20 protein-coding genes are annotated in these 24,169 nt (G+C 49.2%); 8 read left to right on the top strand and 12 right to left on the bottom strand.

Going from position 1 to position 24,169, the window contains the following annotated elements:
* Positions 1 to 278 precede the first annotated feature (278 nt).
* The 3 genes from pth to MEALZ_RS15170 all read right to left on the bottom strand — a co-directional run bounded on the left by pth (position 279) and on the right by MEALZ_RS15170 (position 2,520).
* On the bottom strand, positions 279 to 860 hold the full coding sequence (pth, locus tag MEALZ_RS15180) for an aminoacyl-tRNA hydrolase (protein ID WP_014149534.1): 582 nt from the start codon (positions 858 to 860) through the stop codon (positions 279 to 281).
* A 405-nt stretch (positions 861 to 1,265) separates the two neighbouring features.
* Positions 1,266 to 1,859: a hypothetical protein gene (locus MEALZ_RS15175; RefSeq protein ID WP_014149533.1), complete on the bottom strand. Its 594-nt coding sequence runs from the start codon at positions 1,857 to 1,859 to the stop codon at positions 1,266 to 1,268.
* The gene (locus MEALZ_RS15170; RefSeq protein ID WP_014149532.1) at positions 1,852 to 2,520 is read right to left on the bottom strand and encodes a Bax inhibitor-1/YccA family protein; all 669 of its coding nucleotides are present in this window, start codon (positions 2,518 to 2,520) and stop codon (positions 1,852 to 1,854) included. The genes MEALZ_RS15175 and MEALZ_RS15170 overlap by 8 nt, the downstream gene beginning before the upstream one ends.
* A gap of 583 nt (positions 2,521 to 3,103) precedes the next feature.
* On the opposite strand from MEALZ_RS15170, the gene MEALZ_RS15165 reads away from it, so the two are divergent.
* From MEALZ_RS15165 to MEALZ_RS22795, 4 genes are all read left to right on the top strand, one after another.
* The gene (locus MEALZ_RS15165) at positions 3,104 to 3,499 is read left to right on the top strand and encodes a group II truncated hemoglobin (protein WP_014149531.1); all 396 of its coding nucleotides are present in this window, start codon (positions 3,104 to 3,106) and stop codon (positions 3,497 to 3,499) included.
* A 376-nt stretch (positions 3,500 to 3,875) separates the two neighbouring features.
* On the top strand, positions 3,876 to 4,304 hold the full coding sequence (locus MEALZ_RS15160) for a hypothetical protein (protein ID WP_162472976.1): 429 nt from the start codon (positions 3,876 to 3,878) through the stop codon (positions 4,302 to 4,304).
* Between the two features lie 160 nt (positions 4,305 to 4,464).
* Positions 4,465 to 5,193, top strand: coding sequence for an FkbM family methyltransferase (locus tag MEALZ_RS15155; RefSeq protein ID WP_014149529.1), 729 nt, complete (start codon positions 4,465 to 4,467; stop codon positions 5,191 to 5,193).
* Positions 5,194 to 5,812: 619 nt separating this feature from the next.
* Complete coding sequence (locus MEALZ_RS22795) at positions 5,813 to 5,968, top strand: mRNA interferase PemK (protein ID WP_014149528.1); 156 nt, start codon at positions 5,813 to 5,815, stop codon at positions 5,966 to 5,968.
* A 365-nt stretch (positions 5,969 to 6,333) separates the two neighbouring features.
* Here MEALZ_RS22795 and MEALZ_RS15150 read toward each other — a convergent pair whose 3' ends face one another.
* From MEALZ_RS15150 to MEALZ_RS15130, 5 genes are read right to left on the bottom strand one after another with little or no spacing between them, the layout of a single operon-like run.
* Positions 6,334 to 7,725, bottom strand: coding sequence for an aspartate aminotransferase family protein (locus MEALZ_RS15150; protein ID WP_014149527.1), 1,392 nt, complete (start codon positions 7,723 to 7,725; stop codon positions 6,334 to 6,336).
* 16 nt (positions 7,726 to 7,741) lie between these two features.
* A complete protein-coding gene (locus tag MEALZ_RS15145) occupies positions 7,742 to 10,357 on the bottom strand; it encodes an MMPL family transporter (RefSeq protein WP_014149526.1) in 2,616 nt (871 codons plus the stop codon).
* A 19-nt stretch (positions 10,358 to 10,376) separates the two neighbouring features.
* The gene (locus MEALZ_RS15140) at positions 10,377 to 11,081 is read right to left on the bottom strand and encodes a phosphorylase family protein (RefSeq protein ID WP_014149525.1); all 705 of its coding nucleotides are present in this window, start codon (positions 11,079 to 11,081) and stop codon (positions 10,377 to 10,379) included.
* Complete coding sequence (shc, locus tag MEALZ_RS15135) at positions 11,078 to 13,036, bottom strand: squalene--hopene cyclase (RefSeq protein ID WP_014149524.1); 1,959 nt, start codon at positions 13,034 to 13,036, stop codon at positions 11,078 to 11,080. The genes MEALZ_RS15140 and shc overlap by 4 nt, the downstream gene beginning before the upstream one ends.
* Before the next feature lie 10 nt (positions 13,037 to 13,046).
* Positions 13,047 to 14,147, bottom strand: a complete 1,101-nt coding sequence (locus MEALZ_RS15130) for a phytoene/squalene synthase family protein (RefSeq protein ID WP_014149523.1) — start codon at positions 14,145 to 14,147, stop codon at positions 13,047 to 13,049.
* Positions 14,148 to 14,619: 472 nt separating this feature from the next.
* Between MEALZ_RS15130 and hpnH the strand changes: the two genes are divergently transcribed.
* The 3 genes from hpnH (at position 14,620) to MEALZ_RS15115 (ending at position 17,861) form a co-directional block, all read left to right on the top strand.
* Complete coding sequence (gene hpnH / locus MEALZ_RS15125; protein ID WP_046061626.1) at positions 14,620 to 15,732, top strand: adenosyl-hopene transferase HpnH; 1,113 nt, start codon at positions 14,620 to 14,622, stop codon at positions 15,730 to 15,732.
* 626 nt (positions 15,733 to 16,358) lie between these two features.
* Complete coding sequence (locus tag MEALZ_RS15120) at positions 16,359 to 16,973, top strand: ABC transporter substrate-binding protein (RefSeq protein WP_046061625.1); 615 nt, start codon at positions 16,359 to 16,361, stop codon at positions 16,971 to 16,973.
* Positions 16,974 to 16,979: 6 nt separating this feature from the next.
* A complete protein-coding gene (locus MEALZ_RS15115) occupies positions 16,980 to 17,861 on the top strand; it encodes an MlaA family lipoprotein (RefSeq protein ID WP_014149520.1) in 882 nt (293 codons plus the stop codon).
* 63 nt (positions 17,862 to 17,924) lie between these two features.
* Here MEALZ_RS15115 and MEALZ_RS15110 read toward each other — a convergent pair whose 3' ends face one another.
* The 4 genes from MEALZ_RS15110 to MEALZ_RS15095 form a co-directional block, all read right to left on the bottom strand.
* Positions 17,925 to 18,440: an adenine phosphoribosyltransferase gene (locus tag MEALZ_RS15110; RefSeq protein WP_014149519.1), complete on the bottom strand. Its 516-nt coding sequence runs from the start codon at positions 18,438 to 18,440 to the stop codon at positions 17,925 to 17,927.
* Between the two features lie 519 nt (positions 18,441 to 18,959).
* Positions 18,960 to 20,822, bottom strand: coding sequence for a 1-deoxy-D-xylulose-5-phosphate synthase (dxs, locus tag MEALZ_RS15105; protein WP_014149518.1), 1,863 nt, complete (start codon positions 20,820 to 20,822; stop codon positions 18,960 to 18,962).
* 84 nt (positions 20,823 to 20,906) lie between these two features.
* Positions 20,907 to 21,803, bottom strand: coding sequence for a (2E,6E)-farnesyl diphosphate synthase (ispA, locus tag MEALZ_RS15100; protein WP_014149517.1), 897 nt, complete (start codon positions 21,801 to 21,803; stop codon positions 20,907 to 20,909).
* Complete coding sequence (locus tag MEALZ_RS15095) at positions 21,796 to 22,029, bottom strand: exodeoxyribonuclease VII small subunit (protein WP_014149516.1); 234 nt, start codon at positions 22,027 to 22,029, stop codon at positions 21,796 to 21,798. Before MEALZ_RS15095 ends, ispA begins: the two co-directional genes overlap by 8 nt.
* An 84-nt stretch (positions 22,030 to 22,113) precedes the next feature.
* Here MEALZ_RS15095 and parE point away from each other — a divergent pair, with 84 nt between their 5' ends.
* The gene (parE, locus tag MEALZ_RS15090) at positions 22,114 to 24,003 is read left to right on the top strand and encodes a DNA topoisomerase IV subunit B (RefSeq protein WP_014149515.1); all 1,890 of its coding nucleotides are present in this window, start codon (positions 22,114 to 22,116) and stop codon (positions 24,001 to 24,003) included.
* The last annotated feature ends 166 nt before the right edge of the window (positions 24,004 to 24,169 follow it).

Here is a 24,169-nt window from a genome sequence, read left to right as displayed (position 1 = left end):
CCGCTTTAGTTTCTCTAATAAGGAAATTTTGTCAAGTCCGAAGTCGATGTTTTTGTTATTTGCGCCGATGGGCTATGGAGTTTAGGTGCTGGGTGAATACATCCCTGGAAGCTCTATGCTGATCCCTCACCTAGTGTTAGGTGAGGGATCGCACACCCTGGCGCCTCCTCAGGCACTGCCGAAATTTGAAGTGCGAAAAGTATAGGTATGGATGTGCTTAGGGTAAACGTATTAATCTGGAGTGCGAAAGGTATAATGGCGACCCTACGGCCTTTGGATTACGCAGACTTGCTATGTAGCGTTTGCATGGCTTGATCGAATTGCCCTTGAAGCAATAATGATAAGACTGAAGCGCTTTCTTCTATCGATCGTTCTATAACTTGCAGTTCGTTTTTTGAGGGTGTGTGCAGTACATAATTGACAACGGCATTTCTATCGCCCGGATGACCTATGCCGAGTCTTAAGCGCCAGTATTCGTTGCTGCCTAATTGCGCATTGATATCTTTCAGGCCGTTATGACCGCCGTGACCGCCACCTTTTTTCAACTTGCAAGTACCGGGAGGAAGATCAAGTTCGTCATGAATGACTAGGATCGCTTCGGGGGGGATTTTGTAAAATTTAGCCAGCGCGCTAACCGAACGGCCGCTGAGATTCATGAAGGTTGATGGTTTCAATAGCCATGCCTCTTGACCAGAAGCGTTTAGTTTCCCGGCGTTTCCGAAAAACTTGGTTTCGGCGTTTATTCGAGTATTGTTGAGTTGTCCGATATGGTCTATCCACCAAAAACCGGCATTATGTCGTGTATCTTCGTATTGCTTGCCGGGGTTGCCAAGGCCAACAAAAAGTTTGATTCCTGTCATTTAAAAAATAATTTGTGAAAAAAGTGGAAGTACTGTTTTTTTAGTGAGGCGCTATTATATACTTCGCGCGGCAATTTTTGCGGAGGTTTGTCGCCCCTTTTGTCCGATAGCAATATTGCGAAAGATATAACCTAATTAGTAAGATGATTCAGCTAGCCGAAGTCAATTGTCTGAGCAGGGGGCAGTCGTAGTCGAAAAAACTAAAAATGCTGTTACCAAGCTCCAGCTTGGGAAAGAGCGTGATGTGGGTTGACCGTTTTTAGCTTGACGCGCTTGGCTTGCGAACCCCGTCCTGCATCGCTTAAAACGCTTGCTGTTGATGCCCCTACGCCATCCTTGGCGCTCGCAAAGCTTAGACAAAGCTAATGACGAACGGGATTTTGGAGTGTGTAACCGCTTCTTTTGTTAAATCGTATCGGGTTGCGGTTCAGGTTGTTTCGAAGGAAACTTTTTTTCTAAGTGGCGGCCGAATTCTTCCAGTTGTTTTTCCAATTGCTCTCCGAACGATTCGATTTCTTTTTCAAGCAAGGGTAGTTGTTTTTCGAATTGGTTTTGGAATTTTTCGCCGAGGTTTTCCAGGCTTTTGAAAAAACCGTCGAATACGGTTCCTGCCATGTTTTGTCGTGTTCGGCGGTAGTCGATTCGCCACAATTCGTTTTCGATGACCAATGCCGTTTCAAAGGGTCGAGTACTAAGGCTCGTGTCTTCGGGTTTAAGGATCGTTTCGACGGAAGCAATTTCGCCGTCGATGATTACTTTGCCGGTTTCGAGCGAGGTGATGTTTGAAAGATCATGAGGGGGTGCAGCAAGCAAAGCGCGGCTGTCATCGGTTACGTAGCTTTCGGCGGTAGCTAAGTCGTTATCGATTAGAGCAGTCCAGAAAGAGCGGGTGACTTGGTCGGGGGTTTTTGCGCTTTCGCAGCCGCTCAGTGCGAATACAATAAACAAAAGCCCGGCGTATACCGGGCTTTTGACGCGCAAAGTGTTTCGATCAATCATTGCCGCCGAAGACGCCAAGCAATTGCAACAAGCTCAGGAACAAGTTGTAAATCGATACATACAACGAGACCGTCGCCAGAATGTAATTGCTTTCGCCGCCATTAACGATGGCGCTGGTTTGGAACAAAATCATGCCCGACATCAGCAGAATGAACATCGCCGATACTGCCAAGGACAGTGCGGGCATCGAAAATACGACCGCGCCGATTCCGGCCAAAAAGGCAACGAGAATGCCGACCATCAAGAATCCTCCCATGAAGCTGAAATCCTTGCGGGTCGTCAGCGCGTAGGCGGAAAGGCCCAGAAAAATTACGCCGGTGCCGCCTAGTGCCGTCAGGATCAATTCATGACCATTACTGAAAGCATTGATATACATGCTTAAAATAGGTCCCAAGGTCAACCCCATGAAACCGGTCAATGCGAATACAAAGACCAGGCCAAGGCTACTGTTACTGAATTTGGTCGTCAGGAACAACAAACCGAAATAGCCGATCATCGAAACGATCATTCCGGGGTGAGGCAGGTTCAGTGTCATCGCCAGACCGGCTGTCAGCGCGCTGAACAATAAGGTCATCGACAACAGCATATAAGTGTTTTTCAGCATTTTATTGGTCGCCAGAATGCTGGCTTCCGGGCGTGAAACTGCGGTATTCAATCTCATGTTTAATGACTCCTATGTCAATTAATAACTTACGGATTATACAGACCTCTCAATATTACAAGAGTTTCATTGTGTTTGTAAGTCATTTGCAGCGAAATGTGTAGTCGGCTCATTATTATATCCCTCGTAGATCAAAATTCGGCACCGGGGAGTTAGACAATGCCGAAATTTCAAGTGCGAAAGGTATAAAACTATATATTCGGTAATTTTTGAAACCGCCCACCGCTACCGGAAGCACTTAAAAGTTCAATGTGAATTGTAGTGCATGCTACGCCTACCTAATGTCGGTAAAAGGCAGCACATGAGGCACGCTAACCTAGGGGTGCTGTCGTCGTACACATAGCCTTATGTTTTGAGGTTGACGTAGTATTAACGGCCAATGGATTAACCTTTTTAAAAAGGTGGATTACAGTAACGTTCATGAAGGCCTAGCCATCGCGCCGGTAAGTGAAAGTCAGCGGCGTCTTGTCGTTACTCCTTTTATTCTTAGACGGTTTTTCAATCAAAAAGGAGTCGTAACAAGATTGGTTACTGCGTGACTTTCACAGTAAAATACGTTGTTTTCCATTAAACCTTTTATTCCATGTCAGAACCTACCGGATTAACGCCTTATGAGTTAATAGGCGGAGAAAAAGCCTTGTTGAGCTTAGTCGACCGATTTTATTTTTTTATGGATACCTTGCCTGAGGCCGAAGGGATTCGTGCATTGCATCAACCGGATTTGTCAGGCGCGCGCGACAAACTGTTCAAGTTTTTTTCCGGTTGGCTCGGCGGGCCCGATTTGTTCATTCGCGAATATGGACACCCAAGACTGCGCGCCCGGCATTTTCCGTTTGCGATCGGCGAACCGGAACGCGATCAATGGATGCTGTGTATGAACAAAGCCTTAAGCGAACTGCCGATGAATGCCCGTTTTAGATCCGAATTGAGCGAGGCGCTTCAGCAACTGGCTACGCATATGATTAATGTTCAAGGTTAAAGGAGAAAGAGGAAAGGGGGAAACAGTGTAGCTCGGACGTAGCGTAGCGCAATCCGGGAAGCTCGGGGCCACGCCATTTCCGTATTCCGCTCCGCTATCGCTACATGCACCATCTACCGCTACGCAACAGTGACGATGCCCTGATGCCAGCAATTCCCAGTTTGAGCAGTTTCGCCGATTTTAGGGTGTGGGGTATGCCTGTCGAGGAACGCCGTAAACCCATCCATGGGGGCTTGGCGGCAGCTAAGCGCCAAGGATGGCGTGAATGCAGATTTTGCAGGAGCAAAAATCTGTCCCGCTGCCGACATCCTCGCCAAGCATACCTCACACTCTTTTTGATCTCCAAATTGGGAATTGCTGCCCTGATGCTTAATTGGTGCGAATTGACCGAAACCGACGAGGCGCCGGGAAAGTGCTCTACCGTAATGCCTGGGTGACGACCCATACCATCGACGATGAAACGGTCATCGACATCGCCGCTTCGGGCCGGTGCCGTTGGAAAATTGAAAACGAAAACAATAACGTGCTCAAGAACTACGGCTATTATTTCGACCATAACTTCGGCTGCGGTCAACAGCATTTGGCGAATTTGATGGCCACGCTAGTGCTGCTCGCCTATTTGCTTTATACCACGCTGGATTGGGTCGATACCTATTACCGGACCGTGCGAGGCCTGCTGCCCTCACGCCGGATTTTTTTTGAACATCTTCGCGCTTTAGCAGTATTTTCCTCTCGACGACACTGGGGGCATTTGATGCGGTTTATGGTGAAAGGACTCAACGGCACAATTCCTGGCACTGGGTAGGGTTTTAAAATGAGAATTGCTGCTATTTGACTTAATAAATTAAGTTCACTAAGGTGTCCAATTATAATCTTTCGCCGAACAACGCCTATTGGCATTGAAAATATTCGCTATGAAGTAGTTGCTCAAGTTATTTCATCTACGATACTTAAGTAGAAGTTTTATGAAAAAACTCAAACACCAAATAAATCGCTATATTTACCATCGAAAGCATCGAATGCTCCCGGATGTTTCAGGTGGAACCGGCGCGTGCGGCCAAGATATGTTCGTCGCGGAACTACTGAACAACAAACATAATGGAGTTTTTGTCGATATTGGAGCAAATGATGGCGTCACGATTAGCAATACTGCCTATCTCGAAAAGCATCTGAATTGGACAGGAGTTGCCATCGAACCCATTCCGAACGTTTTTGAGAAACTGAAGTCAAACCGGAAATGTTCGGTGTTGAATGCGTGCGTTACACCCGAACCAGGGAAAGCAAAGTTCTTAGAAGTTGTTAATGGACCCGACATGTTGAGTACTTTAGCGATACATAATCATGGTCTCACTGCACGTCGCCTTAGAAAGAATGTAAAACGCCACGGTGCAACAATCAAAGAGCGCGAAGTTCATTGCCTAACGTTTGATTTTATTATTAAAGATAATGGTATTAGCACGATTGACTTTCTAAGCATTGATACCGAAGGGGGGGAATTAGAGATTCTCCAGAGCATCGATTTTGAAAGGATTAATGTAAAAGTGATTTCTGTAGAAAATAATTACTACACTGATTCGATTCGAGAGTATTTAGAAAATCGCGGCTTTATTTATATTGGCACATTTAAGGTTGATGAGATTTATCTATTTGGAGGACCTTCTATAAGGGATAGCCTAACTCCTCTTTTTTTTTGAGCGGTAATAGGGGCAACGGCATTGCCCGGCCTTGCCGTGCAATGCAATCAGCCTCCAAGCAGCCATTTAACGAACTCATCAAGTGGAGATGGCGCTGCGTATGATCCCAACCAAATAACTGGGGTCGAATTAAAGTCTCGTTTTCTGAGAAAAATATGTCCGTCTTTTTTTATTAAGGTCTTAGGTACAATGTTGGCACATGTTTGGGTTTATTTTAGTGTATACAATGTATACCTTTCGCACTTCAAATTTCGGCAGTGCCTGAGGAGGCGCCAGGGTGTGCGGCAAAGGCTTTGCCAGCATGGAGCTGGCATAGAGCCTACAGGGATGTATTCACGGCGTCCTTTGACGGACACCCTGGTGCCGAATTTTGATCTGCGATGGGTATATTACAAATAAAAGGGGTAAAGATAATGCAAACATCGGTTAGAAAAGTCGGAAACAGTGCAGGAATGACCCTTCCTGCGAGTCTTCTTAAATCTCAAAATCTTTACATTGGAGGTAACTATTCAGTCCCCCGGCAATTATCGTTCCCACGCTCTGCGTCACTGCCATTAAGTTAAGCCGTTCGTGGTGAGCCTGTCGAACCATGGACGGCTTAACTTAATGGCAGTGTTTAATGGGGTTGGAAACCCAGGGTGTTGTTCTGGTAAATGACATCAGAAGTTTAGATCCGATTGCAAGGCGAGCTGTTTATATTGAAAAAGCCGATGCCGTGGTGATTGATGAATGTCTTGCAAAGCTTGAGGCTATCCTTGGTTACGAAGCAAAATAACTAATAACTGGGATCAGATACAAATTACTTTGCTACACTACGTGCGCACTAAATAATTCCTTATCAAAATGAAATAGTTAATGGTTCGTTTCCCAAGAATATCGCCCGTTGGCGTACCGGTTTATCTGATTCAGCGAGGTAATATACTCATCGTGAATCAAAATTTGGTTTAGAGTACAGAAGAGTTTAATGGAATGCGTTAAAATTTTTGGCGCTATGACGAACTCAATGCGACCAAAGCGGCCGAGGCCCCGATCTATACTCATCGTAGATGAAAATTCGGCCTCGGGGCGCCCTTTGGGGTTCCCGGTGCCGAATTTTGATCTACGATGGGTATATCACGAAATTCTAAACATACTGCAAGCTTATTTTCCCGCCTTACCTTTCAATGCATGACTCGCCAAATTTTTACCTAAATCCCAAATCGTGCCCGGAACTTGATGGGTTGCGGCGATGGTTTGGTCGAAGGCGTTGACGATGTGATCGCGGTCTTTTTGCGTTAAGGTTAGCGGCGGCAGCAGCTTGACGACGTTCATGCCGTGTCCGGCGACTTGCGTTAGGATCCGATGATCCTTGAATAGCGGGATCGTGATCATTTGACAGAACAGACCTTTGTTGGCGGCTTCCAGCATTGCCCAGGCGGCTTTCAAAGTCAGGCTTTTCGGAGCCTGGAATTCGATTGCAATCATCGAGCCTTTGCCGCGCGCTTCTTTCAAGAATTCGTATTTTGTCGACAAGGCGTTCAGGCTGGCGATGATGTCGTTGCCGACTGTCGCGCTTTGTTCAACCAAATTTTCCGATTTGATGACTTCAAGACCGGCTAGTCCTGCGGCCATCGCCATGTTGTTTTTGGAAAAAGTCGACCCATGCACGACCGCGCGGTCCATGCGATTGAATACGGTGTCCATGATGTGCTGCGTCATCGCGACCGCGCCGACCGGTACGAAACCGCCGGATAGGGCTTTGGACATCAGGATCATATCGGGCTTGGCGCCGTAATGATCGATCGCCCAGAATTTACCGGTGCGACCGATACCGGTTTGGATTTCGTCGGCGACGAACAGCGTGCCGTATTTTTTACAGAGGCGTTCGACTTCGACAAGGTAGTTGTCGTCGGGCAGGTTGACGCCTTTGCCTTGTATTGGCTCGACGATGAAGGCCGCGACGTCTTTGTTGCTTAGGGCTTGTTCGAGTGCCGCTAAGTCGTTGAATGGTATCGCGATGCAGTCGGGCAGGAGCGGGCCGAAGCCTTCTCGGAAGATCTTTTCGCCGTTCAGCGAGAGTGCGCCCATGGTCAAGCCGTGATAACCGTGTTCGCAATAGACGATTTTCGCGCGCTTGGTGGTGTAGCGCGCAAATTTGATCGCGGCCTCGACCGCTTCGGTGCCCGAGTTGCAAAAAAACATTTTTTCGAGATTTTCCGGCGTCGTCGTCAAGATTTCTTTGGCCAGTAAGCCGCTCAATATCGAGACGTCGAGTTGTACTAGGTTGGGCAATTCGAGCGTCAAAGTTTCTTGCAGGGCGCTGATGACGGTCGGGTGGTTGCGGCCGATCGCGAATACGCCGAAGCCGCTCAGCAGGTCGAGATATTCGTTGCCTTGTTCGTCGTAGAGATATTGGCCGACCGCGCGTTTGTAATTGCGGTCGTATCCGATTGTTTTTAAAACGCGAACCATTTGATTATTCAAATGTTTTTCATGCAACTCAAATTTATCTTCACTGTGTTGCGCTAATAGCTCGGCTATGCTGAAAGACATAAAAAGACCTCTAAATTTATATTTTGTGCCGGCTGAATGCAGGCAGCACGATTAACGTGCAAATGATGGTGAAAGATATGCCGATCGCCAGTAACAAGCCCATGCTGGATGTGCCTGGATGAGGCGTGAAGGCAAGACTGGAAAAACTGCATAAGGTTGTTAAAGAACTGAATAAGACGCCTCGCGCGGTGCTGCTTTGCAGCAGATCGACCCCGTTCGACCAGTGGCTGTTCAGTCGGTGCACGACATGAATGCCGCTGTCGACGCCCATGCCCATCAGTAGCGGCAGGGCGATGATGTTGGCGAAATTAAACGGATTGTTGAGCAAGACATTGGTCGCTCCGGTCAATAAGGTCGCAAGCAGTAACGATCCGATCATCAATAGCGTATCGCGGATGTTTTTCGTAATGATCAGCATGAGCACGACGATCGCCGCGAATGCGCAAGCGAAGGCTTCGACAAATGATCGGATGATCGCGTCGCCGGAGGCTTTGTCGATAATCGGTAAACCGGATACGCTAGTATCGATGCTTTGTACGTCAGTGACGAAGGCTTCCCGGTGGCTGACGATGTTCAGGTTTTTCTCCGGCGTGATCATGATTTTATAAAGGCCGGTTTTGCTCTGCCAATGGTTGGTTATGTAGGGTGGCAGGTCTTCCAGGTCGTAAGCTTGGGCGGTCAAGCTGATGCTAAGGCGGTGCATCGTATAAGGTAGCAGACCCAATATGTTTTGTTCCAGTTGACTGTATTCTGCATCCGGTTCGGGTTGTCGGTCGGCAAATTCGATATAGCTGTCGATCCGTGCGAGTAGGGTTTCCAGTGCCGGAATCGGGACGGCAGTCGTTGCTTCATCGATGGCTTTTTGTAATGTAACGGCGAAACGAATCGCGGCATCGCGCTGATCGTTGGCAAGCAACGGTTTACCGAATTGTTTGAGTTGGGCGCCGAGAATTATGTCCAGCTCTTCGATTCGATAGAGTTTGTCTTCTTGGTCGCTGGCGACAAAGCTCGATAGGGTGAGTGCTTCATGAATCGTCGGCAAGGCGCGCAACGCTTCGGCGCGCCGGTCGGCCTCCGCTAGGCTGTCTGCAAGGCCGGTTAGCGAATAAGGAGACTCATTGCGTGACGACAAGAGCTCTTTGAATGTCGAGGCCGATTCGCGGCTGGGGTCGCGTAAGTTAAATGTGCTGGAATCGAATTCCAATTGTGTGAGTATCGCGGCCGAGGCAATGGCAAGCAGTATGCTGACGATTCTGATCGTTTTGGCATAACGAAACGGAAAATGGGCTATGACCGATGATAGCTGCGAGGATCTAAACGGGGCGGTTTTGCCCAGAGGCATGACTTTTAATAATGCGGGGACGATCGATAATGAAAGTCCCAGGCCGATGAACATCCCGGCGCTGGAAATAATGCCTAATTCGGACACGCCGGAGTAGTCGGTCGGAATGAATCCGAGAAAGCCGATGGCAGTGGTCAATGCGCATAAAAACAGCGAGAAGCCAATGCTGTTGATGCTTTCGGTAATTGCGTCTTCATTGTTCATGCCGGCTGCGCGGCATTCTCGGTAGCGTAGGCACAAATGCGTGGCGTAGTCGACGCCGAGTCCTATATATAGCACGGCAAAGGCGACCGATATAATATTCAAGTGCCCGACCGCGAGTGTGGCGAAGCCGGCGGTCAGAATCAGGCCCATGATCAGTGTGATCAATGTGGTTAACAGGAGCCTGACGGATCGGAAGCTCAGCCATAGCGAAGCGCAAATAAGCAGCAGCGATAAAATGCCGGAAATAATCGCGCCTTCACTGACTGTTTCGAGCTCTTCGTGTTGTAAAGCGGTTTCGCCGGTAATTCTAATGCGGACCGCAGGGTTTTCCTGCATGATCGATTGACTCACGGATCGCGCGGCCGATAGTGCAAAATCGGCGGGCATGATGTCGGTGAAAATCAGTTTGGGCTTGGCAATAACGATCGAGCGTTTAGACTCGGTGTTGAGTCGGTGGTCGGCCAGTAGGTTTTGCCAGGATAAATAACGAGGGTTCTGATCGAGTCGACGCTCGACTGTGTCGTCTATCGCGGTCAGCAGCGGCGTAAGATTCATCGGTAAGGACTTGTCTTTTTCCTCGAGTGCTTGGCGAATGATTTCGAATAAGCCTTCCAGATTGTAATGTTGCGCGAGATAGCCGATGAACGGTTGGGCATCGGTGAGTTTTTTCGACAGGTCGTCTAACTCGTCAAGGCTTAGGAATAATAAGGCTTGTTGTTTAAAAAATGCATTATCGGTCGGTATTATTGCCGACTCGAAGTGTTCCTTGTCACGGCTTAGACGCTGTGCGAGTTCGGCGGCGGCTTGGGAGATTTGTTCCGGGGTTTCCCCGTCGACCACCAACATGATCGCGGCGGCGTCTTCGGGAAAGGCGTCGTTCAGGCGAAAGCGATTGACCTGAAAGGGTAAGTCGGGCGACAACATTTGCGTCGTATCGGTATTGAATCCGAGGTTGTTGATCGTGTAATGCAGGCTAAGACCGCACAGAGTCGCGGTCAGAATCAGCAAAGTCCACGGAAAACGCACGACTTGACGGTCCCACCATAGTAATAATCTGTGAATAAGGGTGTCGTGATGCTGAGTCATGCCGGCGGTGCGCGGATTTTTAGTTAACGATTGATGGCAGCCAAATCGATGCGGCCTGTTTCAATGTTTTTTGCGATGCATGAAAGTGCCGGCCTAATTGTATCAGGCTTGGTAATTCTAAGGGATGTTTGATTAGATGGTTTAGCAGTTTGGCGATATTGACCTCGCCGTCCTGGTCCAAGGCGTGCGCGACGGCTTTCGGTAGGCTCATGTCGGCGGGGTCTGCGATCGATCGAATGGCTAGGAAATCGATTCGGCGAGCCTTAGCGACTTTGGCGATGGCAACGCTTTCCATGTCCAGTGCCGCGGCGCCGGTTTTTCGATGGAGCTCTTGTTTATCCTTGCTTGTGGTGACAAGCGTATTGCTGGACGCTAGGCTGATATGCGCGAAAGGATTAAGCGGGTTTAATAGCGTTTGCATTTCAGCAAGCCATGGCGAGCGGATGTCGATGCTTTCCAGGTCATCGCTAATGAGTTGTTCGGGTAGGGTTAGGTTGCCTGGGCGCAAGCCAGGTGCGAGCGCAGCGGCACAACCCCAGCTTATCAGGCGTTCGGCACCTTGATCGAGCAGTTGTTCAGCGGCTTGCTTGGCATTTTTCGGGCCGGCGCCGGATTGAATGATAAGGATATTTTCGGCGATGACGTGACAGCACCCTTTCTTCGGTTTGGCCGAAGTCAGGGTGCTTAGTTCTTCCGGTAGGGCGGCAATAATCCCCGTGATCACGAGTTATTGATCGCGTTACGGTATTTAGCTAAGGCCCACAACGGGAAGAATTTATCGTAGCCGTGGTATTTCAAATAAAACACTCTTGGAAAACCGGGAGCGGTAAAGCATTTGTCGTTCCAGCTACCGTCGGTCAACTGGGTTTTCATTAGAAATTCGACGCCGGCTTTGACTTCCGGGCTATGCGCTTCGCCGGCCGCAATTAAGCCGATAATGGCCCAGGCAGTTTGAAACGCAGTGCTGAAGCGATATTTTCCGCGAAAGTTTTGTTCGTCATGATAACTGAAGTTGTCCTCGCCCCAGCCGCCATCTTCGCGTTGCACGCTTTTCAGCCATCTTGCCGCGTTGACATACATCGGATCGGTTTTCGGGACATCGGTTTGCTCGAGGCCCAATAATACCGACCAGGTGCCGTAGATATAGTTGGTTCCCCAGCGTCCGAACCAAGAGCCGTCCGCTTCTTGTTCGCTACGAATATAGTCGATTGTGCGTTGCAGTGCCGGGCGGTATTCGTCGTGGCCTTTTGCGACGCGAGCCATCAGCATCGCGCAGCGTGCGGTGACGTCGACCGTTGGCGGGTCGAGTAATGCGCCGTGGTCGGCGAATGGAATTTCGTTCAAGTAATAATAGGTATTATCGACATCGAATGCGCCGTAGCCTCCGTTTTCCGATTGCATGCCGACGATCCAGCGTGTCGCGCGGTGTATCGATTCGTCCAATTCGGGCAGATTAGAATCGGCCATGGCGAACGCAACCAGTCCGGTGTCGTCGACATCGGGATAGTGTGGGTTGGCATATTGAAACGCCCAGCCGCCGCCTTCCAAGTCGGGTTTAGTTACTTGCCAGTCGCCTGGTTCGTCTATCAATTGCTTGGATTTTAGCCAATCATAGGCGCGAATCAACGCGTCGCGATTGCCGTTTTTGTCGACTTCTTGCAGAGCTAGAGCTGTTAAGCCGGTATCCCATACGGGCGACAGGCATGGTTGGCAATAGGCGTCGTGTTCGTTGATGACCAGCAATTTGTCGATTGCTTTGCGAGCCGTAACGACCAGTTCATGATCTTTCGGCATGCCGAGCAGCAGCATCGCTTCGTAAGCGTTGACCATGGCCGGGAAAATTCCGCCCAAGCCGTCTTCGCCGTTCAGGCGTTCGATAAACCAATCTTGGGCTCTGTCGAGCGCTTTTCGGTGCATGCTTTGAGGAATCAGCGGACGCGTCACGCGGCCGAGCTTGTCCAGCATCAAGAAAAACTTGTTCAGCGCGGTCCGTTCCGGAAAATAATGTTTCTCTTTGTCCGGATGTACGACGAACAGTTCCAGAATGTCGACTTTATTCGGGTTTTTCGCGGTCGCTTTTTCTGAGCACAGAACGAACAACGGCACCATGACCGTTCTGGACCAATACGACACCTTATCCAAATGGAACGGAAACCATTTCGGAAGCAGCATGATTTCGACCGGAATATAAGGCACTCCGCGCCAAGGCAGTTGTTCGAACATCGCTAGTGCGATACGCGTGAAGACATTGGCTCTGGCCGCGCCGCCTTGACTCAGAATGTAATTTCTGAGTTTTTGCATGTGCGGCGCATCGATCGAATCGCCGGCCATTTTCAGTGCATAATAAACTTTGACGCTGCCGCTGATATCGCCTGGGCCGCCGGTAAATAGCGGATAACTGCCGTCCTCGGATTGGCGCGATCTTAGGTAATTGGCAATCTTGGCTTGCAGTCCTTCGTCGATTTCGCCCAAATAGTGCATCATCATGATGTATTCGGACGGAATCGTGCAATCGGCTTCCAATTCGAAAATCCAATGGCCGTCTGGTTGCTGCAGCTTTAGCAGGTAATCCTGCGCCTTGCTGATGGTCTTGTTTAAATCGTTTGGTTTCGCGACAATGGCCGTGGCGGAACTGGGCAAGTCGCGCGTGTTGATCTCTGTAGTGGCGTCGGTGAACATAATGCTTCCTTTATAGTGCTGACTTAGCTTTCAGGGATTGTGGGTGGTAAGTCCAATCGGGCGATTCGAGCCCGCGGCTGGTCAGATTAAACAATAAGGACAGCAGCAGGTTGCTGCGCCCGGTAAGACGAGTCGTCAAAATGGTTGCCTTGACACTGTTTCGGGTGATCTTGACTTGGTTGGATTGCGTGAAATCTAAATGTTGCTTGATTTTTCGCAAGGTCAGGACCGCCATGCCAAGCGCCCATAAGCAGAAGTTTCTAATTCCGGTTTCGTGCGACGGAATCAGCTGCGTATAAGTGAGTGCATTACGCAGGTGTCCGTGGGCGATGCTGATTAGGTGCTCAAGGCCTTTTCGGAAGTTCTCGTCGTCGGTTTCCGGCGTCAACGTGGATAAGTCGAAACCGGTCTCGTCGAAAATATCTTGGGGCAGCCAGCAAACTCCGCGGCTGGCGTCGTCCCATATGTCCTTGAGGATGTTGGTCATTTGCAAGCCTTGTCCGAACGATACCGAGAGTTCGAGCAGGCGCTCTCTATGAGCCGCAATTTCGGGTGAGTAATGGCAAAACAGTTTGGCGAGCATTTCGCCGACACAGCCGGCTACGTAATAACAGTATTTGTCCATGTCGGCCATGGTCGGCAGTCCGTTGCTTAGGTTCTGCGCCTGAAAAATCGGCATGCCTTGTGCCATTGTTTCGACGCAAGTTGCCAGCGCTTCAATCTGTTGCGGATCGAACGAATGCGTGATTTGAATGACGCGTGGCGTCAGTCCGATCAGCGTATGTTCTGCCGGAATGGTTTGTTCCGACAATAAAGGGGATAGGTCGGCGGCAAAATCATTCGCACCATGACCGGTCTTTACGGTTTCGATGAAGCGCTCGCAGAAGATTTTTTTTTGGTCGGGGCTTAGCGAGACTTCGTCTTCAACGGTGTCCACAATTCGGCACAGCAGATAGGCATTGGCTACCGGGCGATAGAGGTTTTCCGGTAGCTGCGGAATAGTCAGCGCAAACGTCCTGGAGACGCCTTCAAGCAGCAGTGCTTGAAATTCATCGTCGGATAGGCCGGTTAATGACTCCGGTTTGTCCAGTGTTGGTTGTAATGCGCTCATGATTATTTTCTAAGATTTCGTCTTGATAGTTTTTGGAAGCAGACTTAATTTAACGGCAATGATAGACTGTTTGTTGGTATTTTGCAAAGCAATGTTGTTTTCTAGCCAATATGAGTAAAATCGTGTCTTCCGGCTCTGTTATATAGAATAAAAATCAACTATTTAAAAGTTTGTGTTGTATTTTTGCAAATAGGCTGCAATACGCTCCGGTTTGGCGCTTAAGGCGATAAAATTATGCTAAAACTGGAGTCGATTCCGAAAAGATAGTATTCTACTTGCAAATATATAAATGATTGTATTCTATAAGGACTTATATTTTAGGTGGGTTGTTTTGATTCGCCGGCAGTCGTTTTCAAGGAAGGATGCATGGTATTTTTGGCCTGTTGCAAGTATGCAACAGGTCGTTTTTCGGTTTTATGAGGTTCGATATGGTCGGCCTTGCTTGTATTCAGTCAATATGGAGGATATGCCCGTGGGTGTGCCATTACGTCAGCAGTTAGCAGTTGGTAGTTATCTTATTAAGCAAAAATTGAAAGGGGCTAAAAAGTATCCTTTGGTTTTAATGCTCGAGCCATTGTTTCGATGCAATCTGGCTTGTGCAGGATGCGGAAAGATCGACTATCCGGATGATATTTTAGATAAGCGTTTATCGGTCGAGGAATGTTTGCAAGCGGTCGACGAATGCGATGCGCCAATGGTTTCGATCCCCGGTGGCGAACCGTTAATTCATAAAGATATGCCGGCAATTGTCGAAGGCATCGTCGCGAGAAAGAAATTCGTTTATCTATGTACGAATGCGCTGTTATTGAAGAAGAAGATCGATGACTATAAGCCTTCTCCATATCTAACTTTCTCTATTCATTTAGACGGTAATAAAGAAAGACACGACGCCTCGGTTTGTCAAGACGGTGTTTTCGATAGAGCAGTCGAAGCGATCAAGCTAGCGCTCGATAAAGGTTTTAGAGTCACGATCAATTGCACGCTGTTTCAAGGAGAGAACGCGAAAGAAGTGGCCGAGTTTTTGGATTACGCGATGGAGTTGGGCGTTGAAGGGATTACGATAGCACCTGGTTTCAGTTACGAACGCGCGCCGCAACAAGATATCTTTATCAAAGGGCGCGATGTCAAGGAGTTATTTCGGGGTATCTTCAAGATCGGTAAGAACCGTAAATGGAAATTGAATCATTCGTCGCTCTATTTAGACTTTTTGGCCGGTAATCAAAGCTATAATTGTACGCCATGGGGCAATCCGACCCGCAATGTATTCGGTTGGCAAAAGCCTTGCTATTTGTTGGCCGACGAAGGTTATGCGGAAACCTTCCAACAATTGCTCGATGAAACGCCTTGGGAAAAATACGGTACTTCGAAAAATCCGAAATGCGCGAGTTGCATGGCGCATTGCGGTTACGAGGCAACGGCCGTAGAAGATATGATGAAAAACCCGATTAAAGGTCTGTTGACAGCGATCAGAGGCCCTAAAACCGAAGGCGACATGGTTCCCGAGCCGGTTCCTGTTTATGCAAATGAAAAGCCGGCTTCTAGTCTCTCCGGCATTCCTATTACTGTCGAGGCGATGGATTCATAAAGCAGGTTCGAAGGGTGTTCATGCCGGCATTTCGCCGTTATACCCGCCGGGAAGCGGGTATTCAGTGTCTGGGATGGCAAGGCCAATACATCCCTGTAGCCACCTGCGGGACGGGTTATTTAACCCGTCCCCAACGTTTTAATGGGCTTCGGCAGGGTCAAAAACGTTTCGGACGAGGTTGCAAACCTCGTCCTGCCAAGCGTAGCCCGGATTACGCTGCGTTTCATCCGGGAACCTCGGAGCCACGCCGTTCCCGTATTTCGCTACGCTACATACGGGCTACGTGCTGGATACCCGCTTACCGGCGGGTATGTGTGTATAACGATGAGTGCTCTGCGTGGGAATGCTTGAGTACCGCTCCAGCGGTACGAGACGCTAGATCGTCTCGGGCTGCATTCCCACGCTGGAGCGTGGGAACGATAGCGAGATTTGAATAAATACACAAATTCCAAGATAGCTTGAGCGCCGTAGGGTGCGCATCGTGCGCCTTTTCAAAAATATTTTGAGTTTAAAAAGCGGGTACACGGCAATTAGCTAAAAGCGGCTTTTTTCGACAGCCTAGCGAAAGGGTATGTCTTCTTTACGACCGGCAAAGCATGCCGGAAATCAATGTTTTCGGAGTTTTTATGTGTCAGAGTCTAATAAATAAAATACCGGGTCTTTTTTTACTTTTTTTGTTGGGCTTAACCGAGGTCTATGCCGAGGATATTCTCAGTGCCAGGGAGGTCGTTGAAAATTTTCAAGCCGAGTTAATAGAAGTTATGAAAAACGGTAAGGAGCTAGGTTATGAAGGCCGTTTCGATAAGCTTGAAAAACCGGTAAGCGAAAGCCACGATTTAAACATGATTGCAAGAGTCGTGGTCGGGCGTGAATGGGAGAATATGTCGTCGGATCAACAAGAAAAATTTGTCGAGGTGTTTAGTCGATTCAGCGTTGCGGCTTATGCGCACAATTTTAAGGAATACTCCGGCGAGTCGTTTAAATTCGAATCGGAGGAAGAGACCGGAAGAGGCGGTGTTATCGTCCATACTTATTTGGTCATACCCGATGATAAGGATGTTAAATTCGATTATATGTTGAAGAAAAAAGGCAATAGCTGGAGAATAATCAACATCATCGCCAATGGTGTCAGCGATTTGGCTTTAAGGCGTTCGGAGTACGGCAGTATCTTGAAACGGGACGGCTATGATGTGCTGATCGAAAAAATCAGCGAAAAAATCGATCTTTATTCCAAGCAGTAGGTTTTTATGGGCATTTTGGGTGGCAAGCTTCAACGAATGATTGTCGTTTTTCTTTGTGCCCAGGCTTACGGGTTAAGCGGTTGCTCGACGACGGCGAGTCAAGATTTATCGGTGTCGGAAGTGGATCCTTACGAAGACATAAACCGTAAGGTGTACGCTTTTAATATGACGGTTGACGAATATGTCGCCGAACCCGTCGCCAATGCTTATAAAACCGTGACGCCGGATGTTATGCAGACTGGAGTCAATAATTTTTTCGGCAATCTAAAAACCATCAATACCGTTATCAACGATGCTTTGCAGGGTAAGTTTCAGCAAAGCGTCGAGGATTCAGGGCGTTTCCTGGTGAATTCCACAATAGGTCTGGGCGGTTTGCTCGATATCGCGACCGACATGGGGTTGGAGCATCATGAAGAAGACTTTGATCAGACTTTCGCGGTCTGGGGCGTTCCGCAGGGTTCTTATTTAATGCTGCCTTTTTTAGGGCCCTCGACCACCCGGGGCATTCCCGGGGCGGTATTGGATACCGCAGCGAACCCGGCGACTTATGTTGCAATGCCGGTGCAAGCAATACAAGTGCTGCAAGTTATCAATTCTAGAGCTAATGCTGACGGTGCGCTGAAATTCATCGATGAAGCGGCATTGGATCCTTATGTATTTACCCGCGAATCTTATCTTCAGTGGCGCAATAATCTGATCAACGATGGAAATATTGAAATCAATGACGACTTAGATAAAGCGCTGCTAGATTTTGATGAGGCGTTGTTTGATGAAGTGAATGATGCTGAAATGAAATCTGAAGGATCACTCGACAATATAAAGCCTATAGCGGTGGAGGATACTTCGGAAACAGTCAAGGCGAAATCGATACCGAACCAAGGATTTTAGGCGTTTGAATCCGCCTCGAACGCTTTGGATTGCCTTGGGCATAGTCAGAATTTGAGGTTCGCGCTAAAAGTGAAGCAACGAATGAACTTCGTATGCTTCAAGCTTTTCGCGTCCGTTTAGAAAATCCAATTCAACGACAAATGCACAGGCTTCAACGGTTGCGCCCAGTTTCTCGACCAGTTCGCAACTGGCTTTGGCGGTTCCGCCCGTTGCCAGCAAGTCGTCTATCAATAAAACACGGTCCCCCGTTTCAAACGCATCGCTATGTGCTTCCAATGTCGCCGATCCGTATTCCAAGTCGTAAGAAACGCTTTGTACGTCATAGGGTAATTTGCCCGGTTTTCTAAGCGGTACAAACGGCAATCCCAGCTCCCAAGCGACTAATGCGCCGAATATAAAGCCCCGTGCTTCCATGCCGGCTACGGCCGTGATATCTCTTTCCAGGAACGGATGCAGCAAGTGATGAACTGCAAGTCTTACTGCAACCGGGTCTTTGACCAGCGGTGTAATATCTTTGAAGATAATGCCGGGTTTCGGAAAGTCCGGGATGTCTCGGATTTTTTCTTTTAATTTGTTCATAGTTAAAGTGTACGCACTGTGTACGAGATGGAAAAAGGATTCGAAAAAGTGAAAAACCAATTAGAGCAATGAGGCTTCATGAAGATTGAGTTTAATCGTTCCTACGCTCTGCGTGGGAATGCATCCCGGGCCGGCTCCTGTTCCCTAGCGATAGAAAAACAAGCAAGAGCTCCTCTTTACAGTCTCCCAATCCACCTAGCAGTCGCAAGTCGACGCGGAGCTTCTAAAGCGGCATTTCCACGCAGAGCATCACTGCCATTAAGTTAAGCCGTTCGTGGTGAGCCTGTCGAACCATGGACGGCTTAACTTATCGACCCAGGATTTTTCCATTCACCCTTCGACAGGCTCAGGGCGAACGGAAAAATCCTTAACTTAATGGCAGTGACGCAGAGCATGGGAACGATAAGTCATTGCAGGATGGGGCTTGCCGCCCCGTCATAAACGTTTTGACCGTGGCCAAAGCGCGCAGAAATGCTTTATCTAAGGTCAATCAAACAAAGCCGGCTTTAGGCAATGAAGTCACGCGCAAAATTGCTCGATGCTCTGCAATATGCCTTGGGTATCTAATCCGCAAAAACTCAGTAATTCTTCGCGCGTGCCTTGTTCGATGAAGGCATCGGGCAGACCGATATTCAAGACCGGCATCACGATTCTTTGTGCCTGCAGAAATTCGTTGACCGCGCTGCCGGCGCCGCCGGCAATGACGTTTTCTTCGACCGTGACGATGATATCGTGACTCTTGGCCAGTTCCAGAATCAACGCTTCATCGAGCGGCTTGACGAAGCGCATATTGACGACGGTCGCGCCGAGCTGCTTACCGACCTCGACCGACGGCGTAACCATGCTGCCGAACGCCAGAATCGCGATGCGGCCGCCTTGATGGCGCAATTCGGCCTTGCCGATCGGTAGCGCGGTCATGGTGCAATCGACCGGCACGCCCGGGCCTTTGCCGCGCGGATAGCGTACCGAAGCCGGGCCTTTATGCAGATAACCGGTATAGAGCATCTGCCGGCATTCGTTCTCGTCGGCCGGTGCCATGATTAGCATGTTCGGCAGGCAGCGCATGTAGGTGTAATCGAAACTGCCGGCATGGGTCGGGCCGTCCGGGCCGACTAAACCTGCGCGGTCGAGCGCAAACAATACGTCCAGGTCCTGCAAGACCACATCGTGTATCAATTGATCGTAGCCGCGTTGTAAGAAGGTTGAATAGATCGCGACGACCGGTTTGCCGCCCTCGCAGGCCAGGCCCGCCGCTAAGGTCACGGCATGCTGCTCGGCGATGGCGACATCGAAATAACGCTTCGGAAAGCGTTCGGAAAAAGCGACCAGGCCCGAGCCTTCGCGCATTGCCGGGGTAATGCCCAACAAGCGCTCGTCCTGCTCGGCCATGTCGCAGAGCCATTGTCCGAATACCTGCGTATACGTCGGGTGCGGAGAAGGGGCCGATTTCGGCAGACAATCGCGGCTCGGGTCGAAGGCCGGCACGCCGTGATAGGCGAGCGGGTCTTTCTCGGCCGGCGCATAGCCCTTGCCTTTCTTGGTGACGATATGCAAGAAACGCGGGCCGGAAATGTGTTTTAGATTTTCCAGGGTTGACACCAGCATGTCCAGGTCATGGCCGTCGATTGGACCGATATAATTGAACCCCATTTCCTTGAACAAGGTGCCGGGCACGACCATGCCTTTCATGTGCTTTTTGGTTTTGCGCGCCAGCTCCCAGACGCTTGGCATGCTGGTGAGAGCTTTTTTGCTTTTTTCGCGTACCGAAGAATAAATTTTACTCGACAGAATTTTAGTCAGATAATTTTTCAACGGGCCGACATTTGGAGAAATTGACAAATTGTTGTCGTTCAAGATCACCAACAGATTTGCATCGATCGCACCGGCATGGTTCATTGCTTTGAAGGCCATGCCGCCGGTGATGCTGCCGTCGCCAATGATCGCGACACAGTGCTTGTCCTCGCCGCGTAAACCGGATGCGATCGCCATGCCTAAGGCCGCGCTAATTGACGTGCTCGAATGGCCGACGCCGAAGGCATTGTATTCGCTCTTGGAACGGTTTGGAAAGGGGCAAAAGCCGTCGCGGGTGCGAATTGTCGTCATGCGCTCCTTGCGTCCGGTCAGGATCTTATGCGGATAGGCCTGATGGCCGACATCCCAAACCAATTGATCGCGCGGCGTGTCGAATACGTAATGCAGCGCCACAGTCAACTCTACGGTGCCGAGGCCTGCCGAAAAATGCCCGCCGGAAATACTGACTGTGTGGGTCAGAAACTCGCGAAGTTCTTTGGCAAGCGGTTTTAATCGTTCCTTTGGCAGTTTTCTAAGGTCGGAGGGGAGCTTGATGCTGTCTAGTAGGGGGAAATTTCCTGTGATTTTCATGAATAAATCGATTCCTTATTGATCGGCACGGACGCGGTTACCGACTGATTATGCAGATTAATACCCTAGTGTTTAAGTCGGGAATTAATGATCTCGCTGGATAATATAAAGCGACAAGTCACGAAGCAGATCGGCTTCGGGGCCGAATCCGTTTAAGCTTTCAATGGCTTGCTCATGAAGTTCCTGAGCTTTTTGCTTTGCGCCGGCCAAGCCGAGTAAGGCAGGGTAAGTCGGCTTGTCGTTGTCTTTGTCCTTGCCTTGGGTTTTGCCGAGTGTTGCGGTATCGCTTTCTTCGTCCAAAATATCATCCTTGACTTGGAAGGATAGGCCGATGCATTTTGCGTAATGATCGAGCCCTTCGGCCTGTTTCGGGTCGATATCGGGTCTCGTTAACGTCGCCATGTTGACGCTGGCTCGAATTAACGCTCCGGTCTTGTGGATATGCATATTTTCAAGCTGAGGCAGCGTCAGCATCGTGCCGACCGATTCTAAATCGATGGCTTGGCCGCCGACCATGCCTTGAGAGCCGCTAGCCTTAGCCAGCAACGTAATCATTTTTAGACGGCTTTCGGCATCGGCTCGGATGGTAGGGTCGTCAGCCAAGACCTTGAATGCCAATGCTTGTAAAGCGTCGCCGGTCAAAATGGCGGTCGCTTCATCATAAGCGATATGACAGGTCGGCTTTCCGCGTCTGAGGTCGTCGTCGTCCATGGCCGGCAAATCGTCATGTATCAACGAATAAACATGAATGAATTCAACCGCACAGGCCGCGCCATCTAAATCTTCCGGTGCAATGCCCACGGCTTTTCCTGTACAGTAGGTTAGCATCGGACGCATGCGTTTACCGCCGTCCAGCACGCAATAGCGCATCGCTTCGTGCAATTTTGTCGGAATTTGGTTTTCGCTTGGCAGTCGGGCTTCCAAGGCTCTTTCGACACGGTTTTGACAAAAGGAGAGATAGTCTTTCAGTGCGTTACTCATCGGTGAAGGGCTCCAGAGTTTGAGTGCCGTTTTTTTCCAGTAAAATCTGAACTTTCTGTTCGGCTTCCTGCAAGGCTTTCTGGCAGGTTCGAGTCAGGGCGACGCCGCGTTCAAATGATTTTAACGAGTCTTCCAAAGATAGCTCACCTTGTTCCATTTGCTCGACGAGTTGCTCAAGCTCGGCTAGGGACTCTTCGAATAAATTCGTGGTTTTTTTTTTCGGCATGTAGATAAAATAGTAGGTAGAAATTGGGCGATGGAATCAAACCGGCCATTATATATGAAATTGGATAATGAGTGATTAGGAAGTATGAGTAATGATTACAATGCAGCCGCGATAGAAGTATTAAGCGGCTTGGAACCGGTCCGAAAACGGCCGGGTATGTATACCGATACGACCCGACCGAACCATCTGGTGCAAGAGGTTGTCGACAACAGCGTCGACGAAGCGATAGCAGGGCATGCCGATAATATTACTGTCATATTATGCAAAGACGGCTCGGTATCGGTTAGCGACAATGGCCGCGGGATGCCGGTCGACATTCATCCGGAACAGGGTATTCCCGGTGTCGAAGTGATCTTGACGCAACTGCATGCCGGCGGGAAGTTCTCGAATAAAAATTATCAGTTTTCCGGCGGTTTGCACGGTGTCGGTGTTTCGGTCGTCAATGCCTTGTCGGCCAAGTTGGAGATCGAGGTTAAACGGGGCGGTAAGGTGTATCGAATGACCTTTGCCGACGGCGAAAAGCAGAGCGAGTTGGCCGAAATGGGCACGGTGGGCCGCAACAATACCGGCACTTCAGTCAAGTTTTGGCCGAATGAAAAATATTTCGATTCGAGTAAGATTTCGGTCAGTAAGCTCAGGCATGTGTTGAGAGCGAAAGCGGTATTATGCCCGGGTCTCAATATTACTTTGCAATCCGAATTTACCGATGAGCAATGGCAATGGTGTTATCAAGACGGCCTCAAGGAATATTTACTCGATCGTGTAGGGGATGCCGAATTTTATCCCGAACCGCCTTTCATGGGCAAAATGACGTCCGATCATGAAGCGGTCGAATGGGGTATCGTGTGGACGGCCGATAGCTTGCCGGAAGCGATTAACGAAAGTTATGTCAATCTGGTGCCGACCGCGCAAGGCGGCACGCATGTCAACGGTTTACGGGCCGGTTTGACTGAAGCGATGCGCGAATTTTGCGATTTCAGAAATCTATTGCCGCGAGGCATCAAGGTTTCTCCGGAAGATGTTTGGGAGCACTGCCATTTTATTTTGTCGGTCAAATTGGAAGATCCTCAGTTTTCGGGACAAACCAAAGAGCGTTTGAGTTCGCGCGAATGTGTCGCGTTCGTTTCGGGTGTTGCGAAAGACGGTTTCAGTCTTTGGTTGAATCAGCATCCGTCCGAAGGCGAAAAAATTGCTGAAATTATTATTGCCAGTGCGCAAAAGCGATTGAAATCGGCTAAGAAAATCGTTCGTAAGAAATTGACCTCGGGACCTGCGCTACCCGGTAAGCTTGCCGATTGTTCCGGCCAGGATATCGGCCGATCCGAATTGTTTTTGGTTGAGGGCGATTCGGCCGGCGGTTCGGCTAAGCAGGCTAGAGACCGAGAATTTCAGGCGATCATGCCGCTACGGGGGAAAATTTTAAATACCTGGGAAGTCGATTCGAGCCAAGTCATGGCGTCTCAGGAGGTTCATGATATCGCGGTGGCTTTGGGCATAGAACCGGGTTCGGATGATTTACGAAGCCTGCGCTACGGTAAGGTATGTATTTTAGCAGACGCAGACTCGGACGGTAATCATATTGCGACATTGATTTGCGCATTGTTTTATCAGCACTTTAATGCTTTGGTGCAAGCCGGCCATGTATTTGTCGCAATGCCGCCGTTGTATCGGGTCGATATCGGCAAAAAAGTCTTTTATGCGCTCGACGAAGCCGAGCGCCAAGGCGTTTTGGATCGAATTAAGGCAGAAAAGTTGAAAGGCCAGATCAATGTTCAGCGTTTCAAAGGTTTGGGCGAAATGAACCCGAGCCAGCTTCGTGAAACGACGATGAACCCCGATACCCGCCGGCTCGTGCAATTAACGGTCGCCGCCGATGACGATACCAGCGAACAACTGGATTTACTATTAGCCAAAAAACGTTCGCCGGATCGTAAGCATTGGCTCGAAACCAAAGGGAATTTGGCGGATTTGTGAATTTTATGGTGAGTAGAGAGCAGAAAGATGAAAGGTGAAAGGTGAAAGGTGAAAGAAGGGGGATGAAGTGCGAAAGGTATAACTTTCAATGAATTCGGCTAAATATTTCAAGGCGGATGATTGCCAATACAAATTGTGCTGATATTCTATTTGACAATTCGTTATA

The organism is Methylotuvimicrobium alcaliphilum 20Z (genome assembly GCF_000968535.2).
Classification (GTDB): domain Bacteria; phylum Pseudomonadota; class Gammaproteobacteria; order Methylococcales; family Methylomonadaceae; genus Methylotuvimicrobium; species Methylotuvimicrobium alcaliphilum.
This window is presented reverse-complemented; position numbering and strand designations above follow the sequence as displayed.

Excerpts from the sequence above, each read along its gene's own strand:
- MEALZ_RS15150 (WP_014149527.1), bottom strand. The coding sequence starts at position 7,725 with ATGTCTTTCAGCATAGCCGAGCTATTAGCGCAACACAGTGAAGATAAA.
- MEALZ_RS22795 (WP_014149528.1), top strand. The coding sequence starts at position 5,813 with ATGGGGTTGGAAACCCAGGGTGTTGTTCTGGTAAATGACATCAGAAGT.
- MEALZ_RS15130 (WP_014149523.1), bottom strand. The coding sequence starts at position 14,147 with ATGAGCGCATTACAACCAACACTGGACAAACCGGAGTCATTAACCGGC.
- MEALZ_RS15095 (WP_014149516.1), bottom strand. The coding sequence starts at position 22,029 with ATGCCGAAAAAAAAAACCACGAATTTATTCGAAGAGTCCCTAGCCGAG.
- dxs (WP_014149518.1), bottom strand. The coding sequence starts at position 20,822 with ATGAAAATCACAGGAAATTTCCCCCTACTAGACAGCATCAAGCTCCCC.
- ispA (WP_014149517.1), bottom strand. The coding sequence starts at position 21,803 with ATGAGTAACGCACTGAAAGACTATCTCTCCTTTTGTCAAAACCGTGTC.
- MEALZ_RS15110 (WP_014149519.1), bottom strand. The coding sequence starts at position 18,440 with ATGAACAAATTAAAAGAAAAAATCCGAGACATCCCGGACTTTCCGAAA.
- parE (WP_014149515.1), top strand. The coding sequence starts at position 22,114 with ATGAGTAATGATTACAATGCAGCCGCGATAGAAGTATTAAGCGGCTTG.
- MEALZ_RS15145 (WP_014149526.1), bottom strand. The coding sequence starts at position 10,357 with ATGACTCAGCATCACGACACCCTTATTCACAGATTATTACTATGGTGG.
- MEALZ_RS15170 (WP_014149532.1), bottom strand. The coding sequence starts at position 2,520 with ATGAGATTGAATACCGCAGTTTCACGCCCGGAAGCCAGCATTCTGGCG.
- MEALZ_RS15175 (WP_014149533.1), bottom strand. The coding sequence starts at position 1,859 with ATGATTGATCGAAACACTTTGCGCGTCAAAAGCCCGGTATACGCCGGG.
- MEALZ_RS15165 (WP_014149531.1), top strand. The coding sequence starts at position 3,104 with ATGTCAGAACCTACCGGATTAACGCCTTATGAGTTAATAGGCGGAGAA.
- MEALZ_RS15120 (WP_046061625.1), top strand. The coding sequence starts at position 16,359 with ATGTGTCAGAGTCTAATAAATAAAATACCGGGTCTTTTTTTACTTTTT.
- pth (WP_014149534.1), bottom strand. The coding sequence starts at position 860 with ATGACAGGAATCAAACTTTTTGTTGGCCTTGGCAACCCCGGCAAGCAA.
- MEALZ_RS15115 (WP_014149520.1), top strand. The coding sequence starts at position 16,980 with ATGGGCATTTTGGGTGGCAAGCTTCAACGAATGATTGTCGTTTTTCTT.
- MEALZ_RS15155 (WP_014149529.1), top strand. The coding sequence starts at position 4,465 with ATGAAAAAACTCAAACACCAAATAAATCGCTATATTTACCATCGAAAG.
- shc (WP_014149524.1), bottom strand. The coding sequence starts at position 13,036 with ATGTTCACCGACGCCACTACAGAGATCAACACGCGCGACTTGCCCAGT.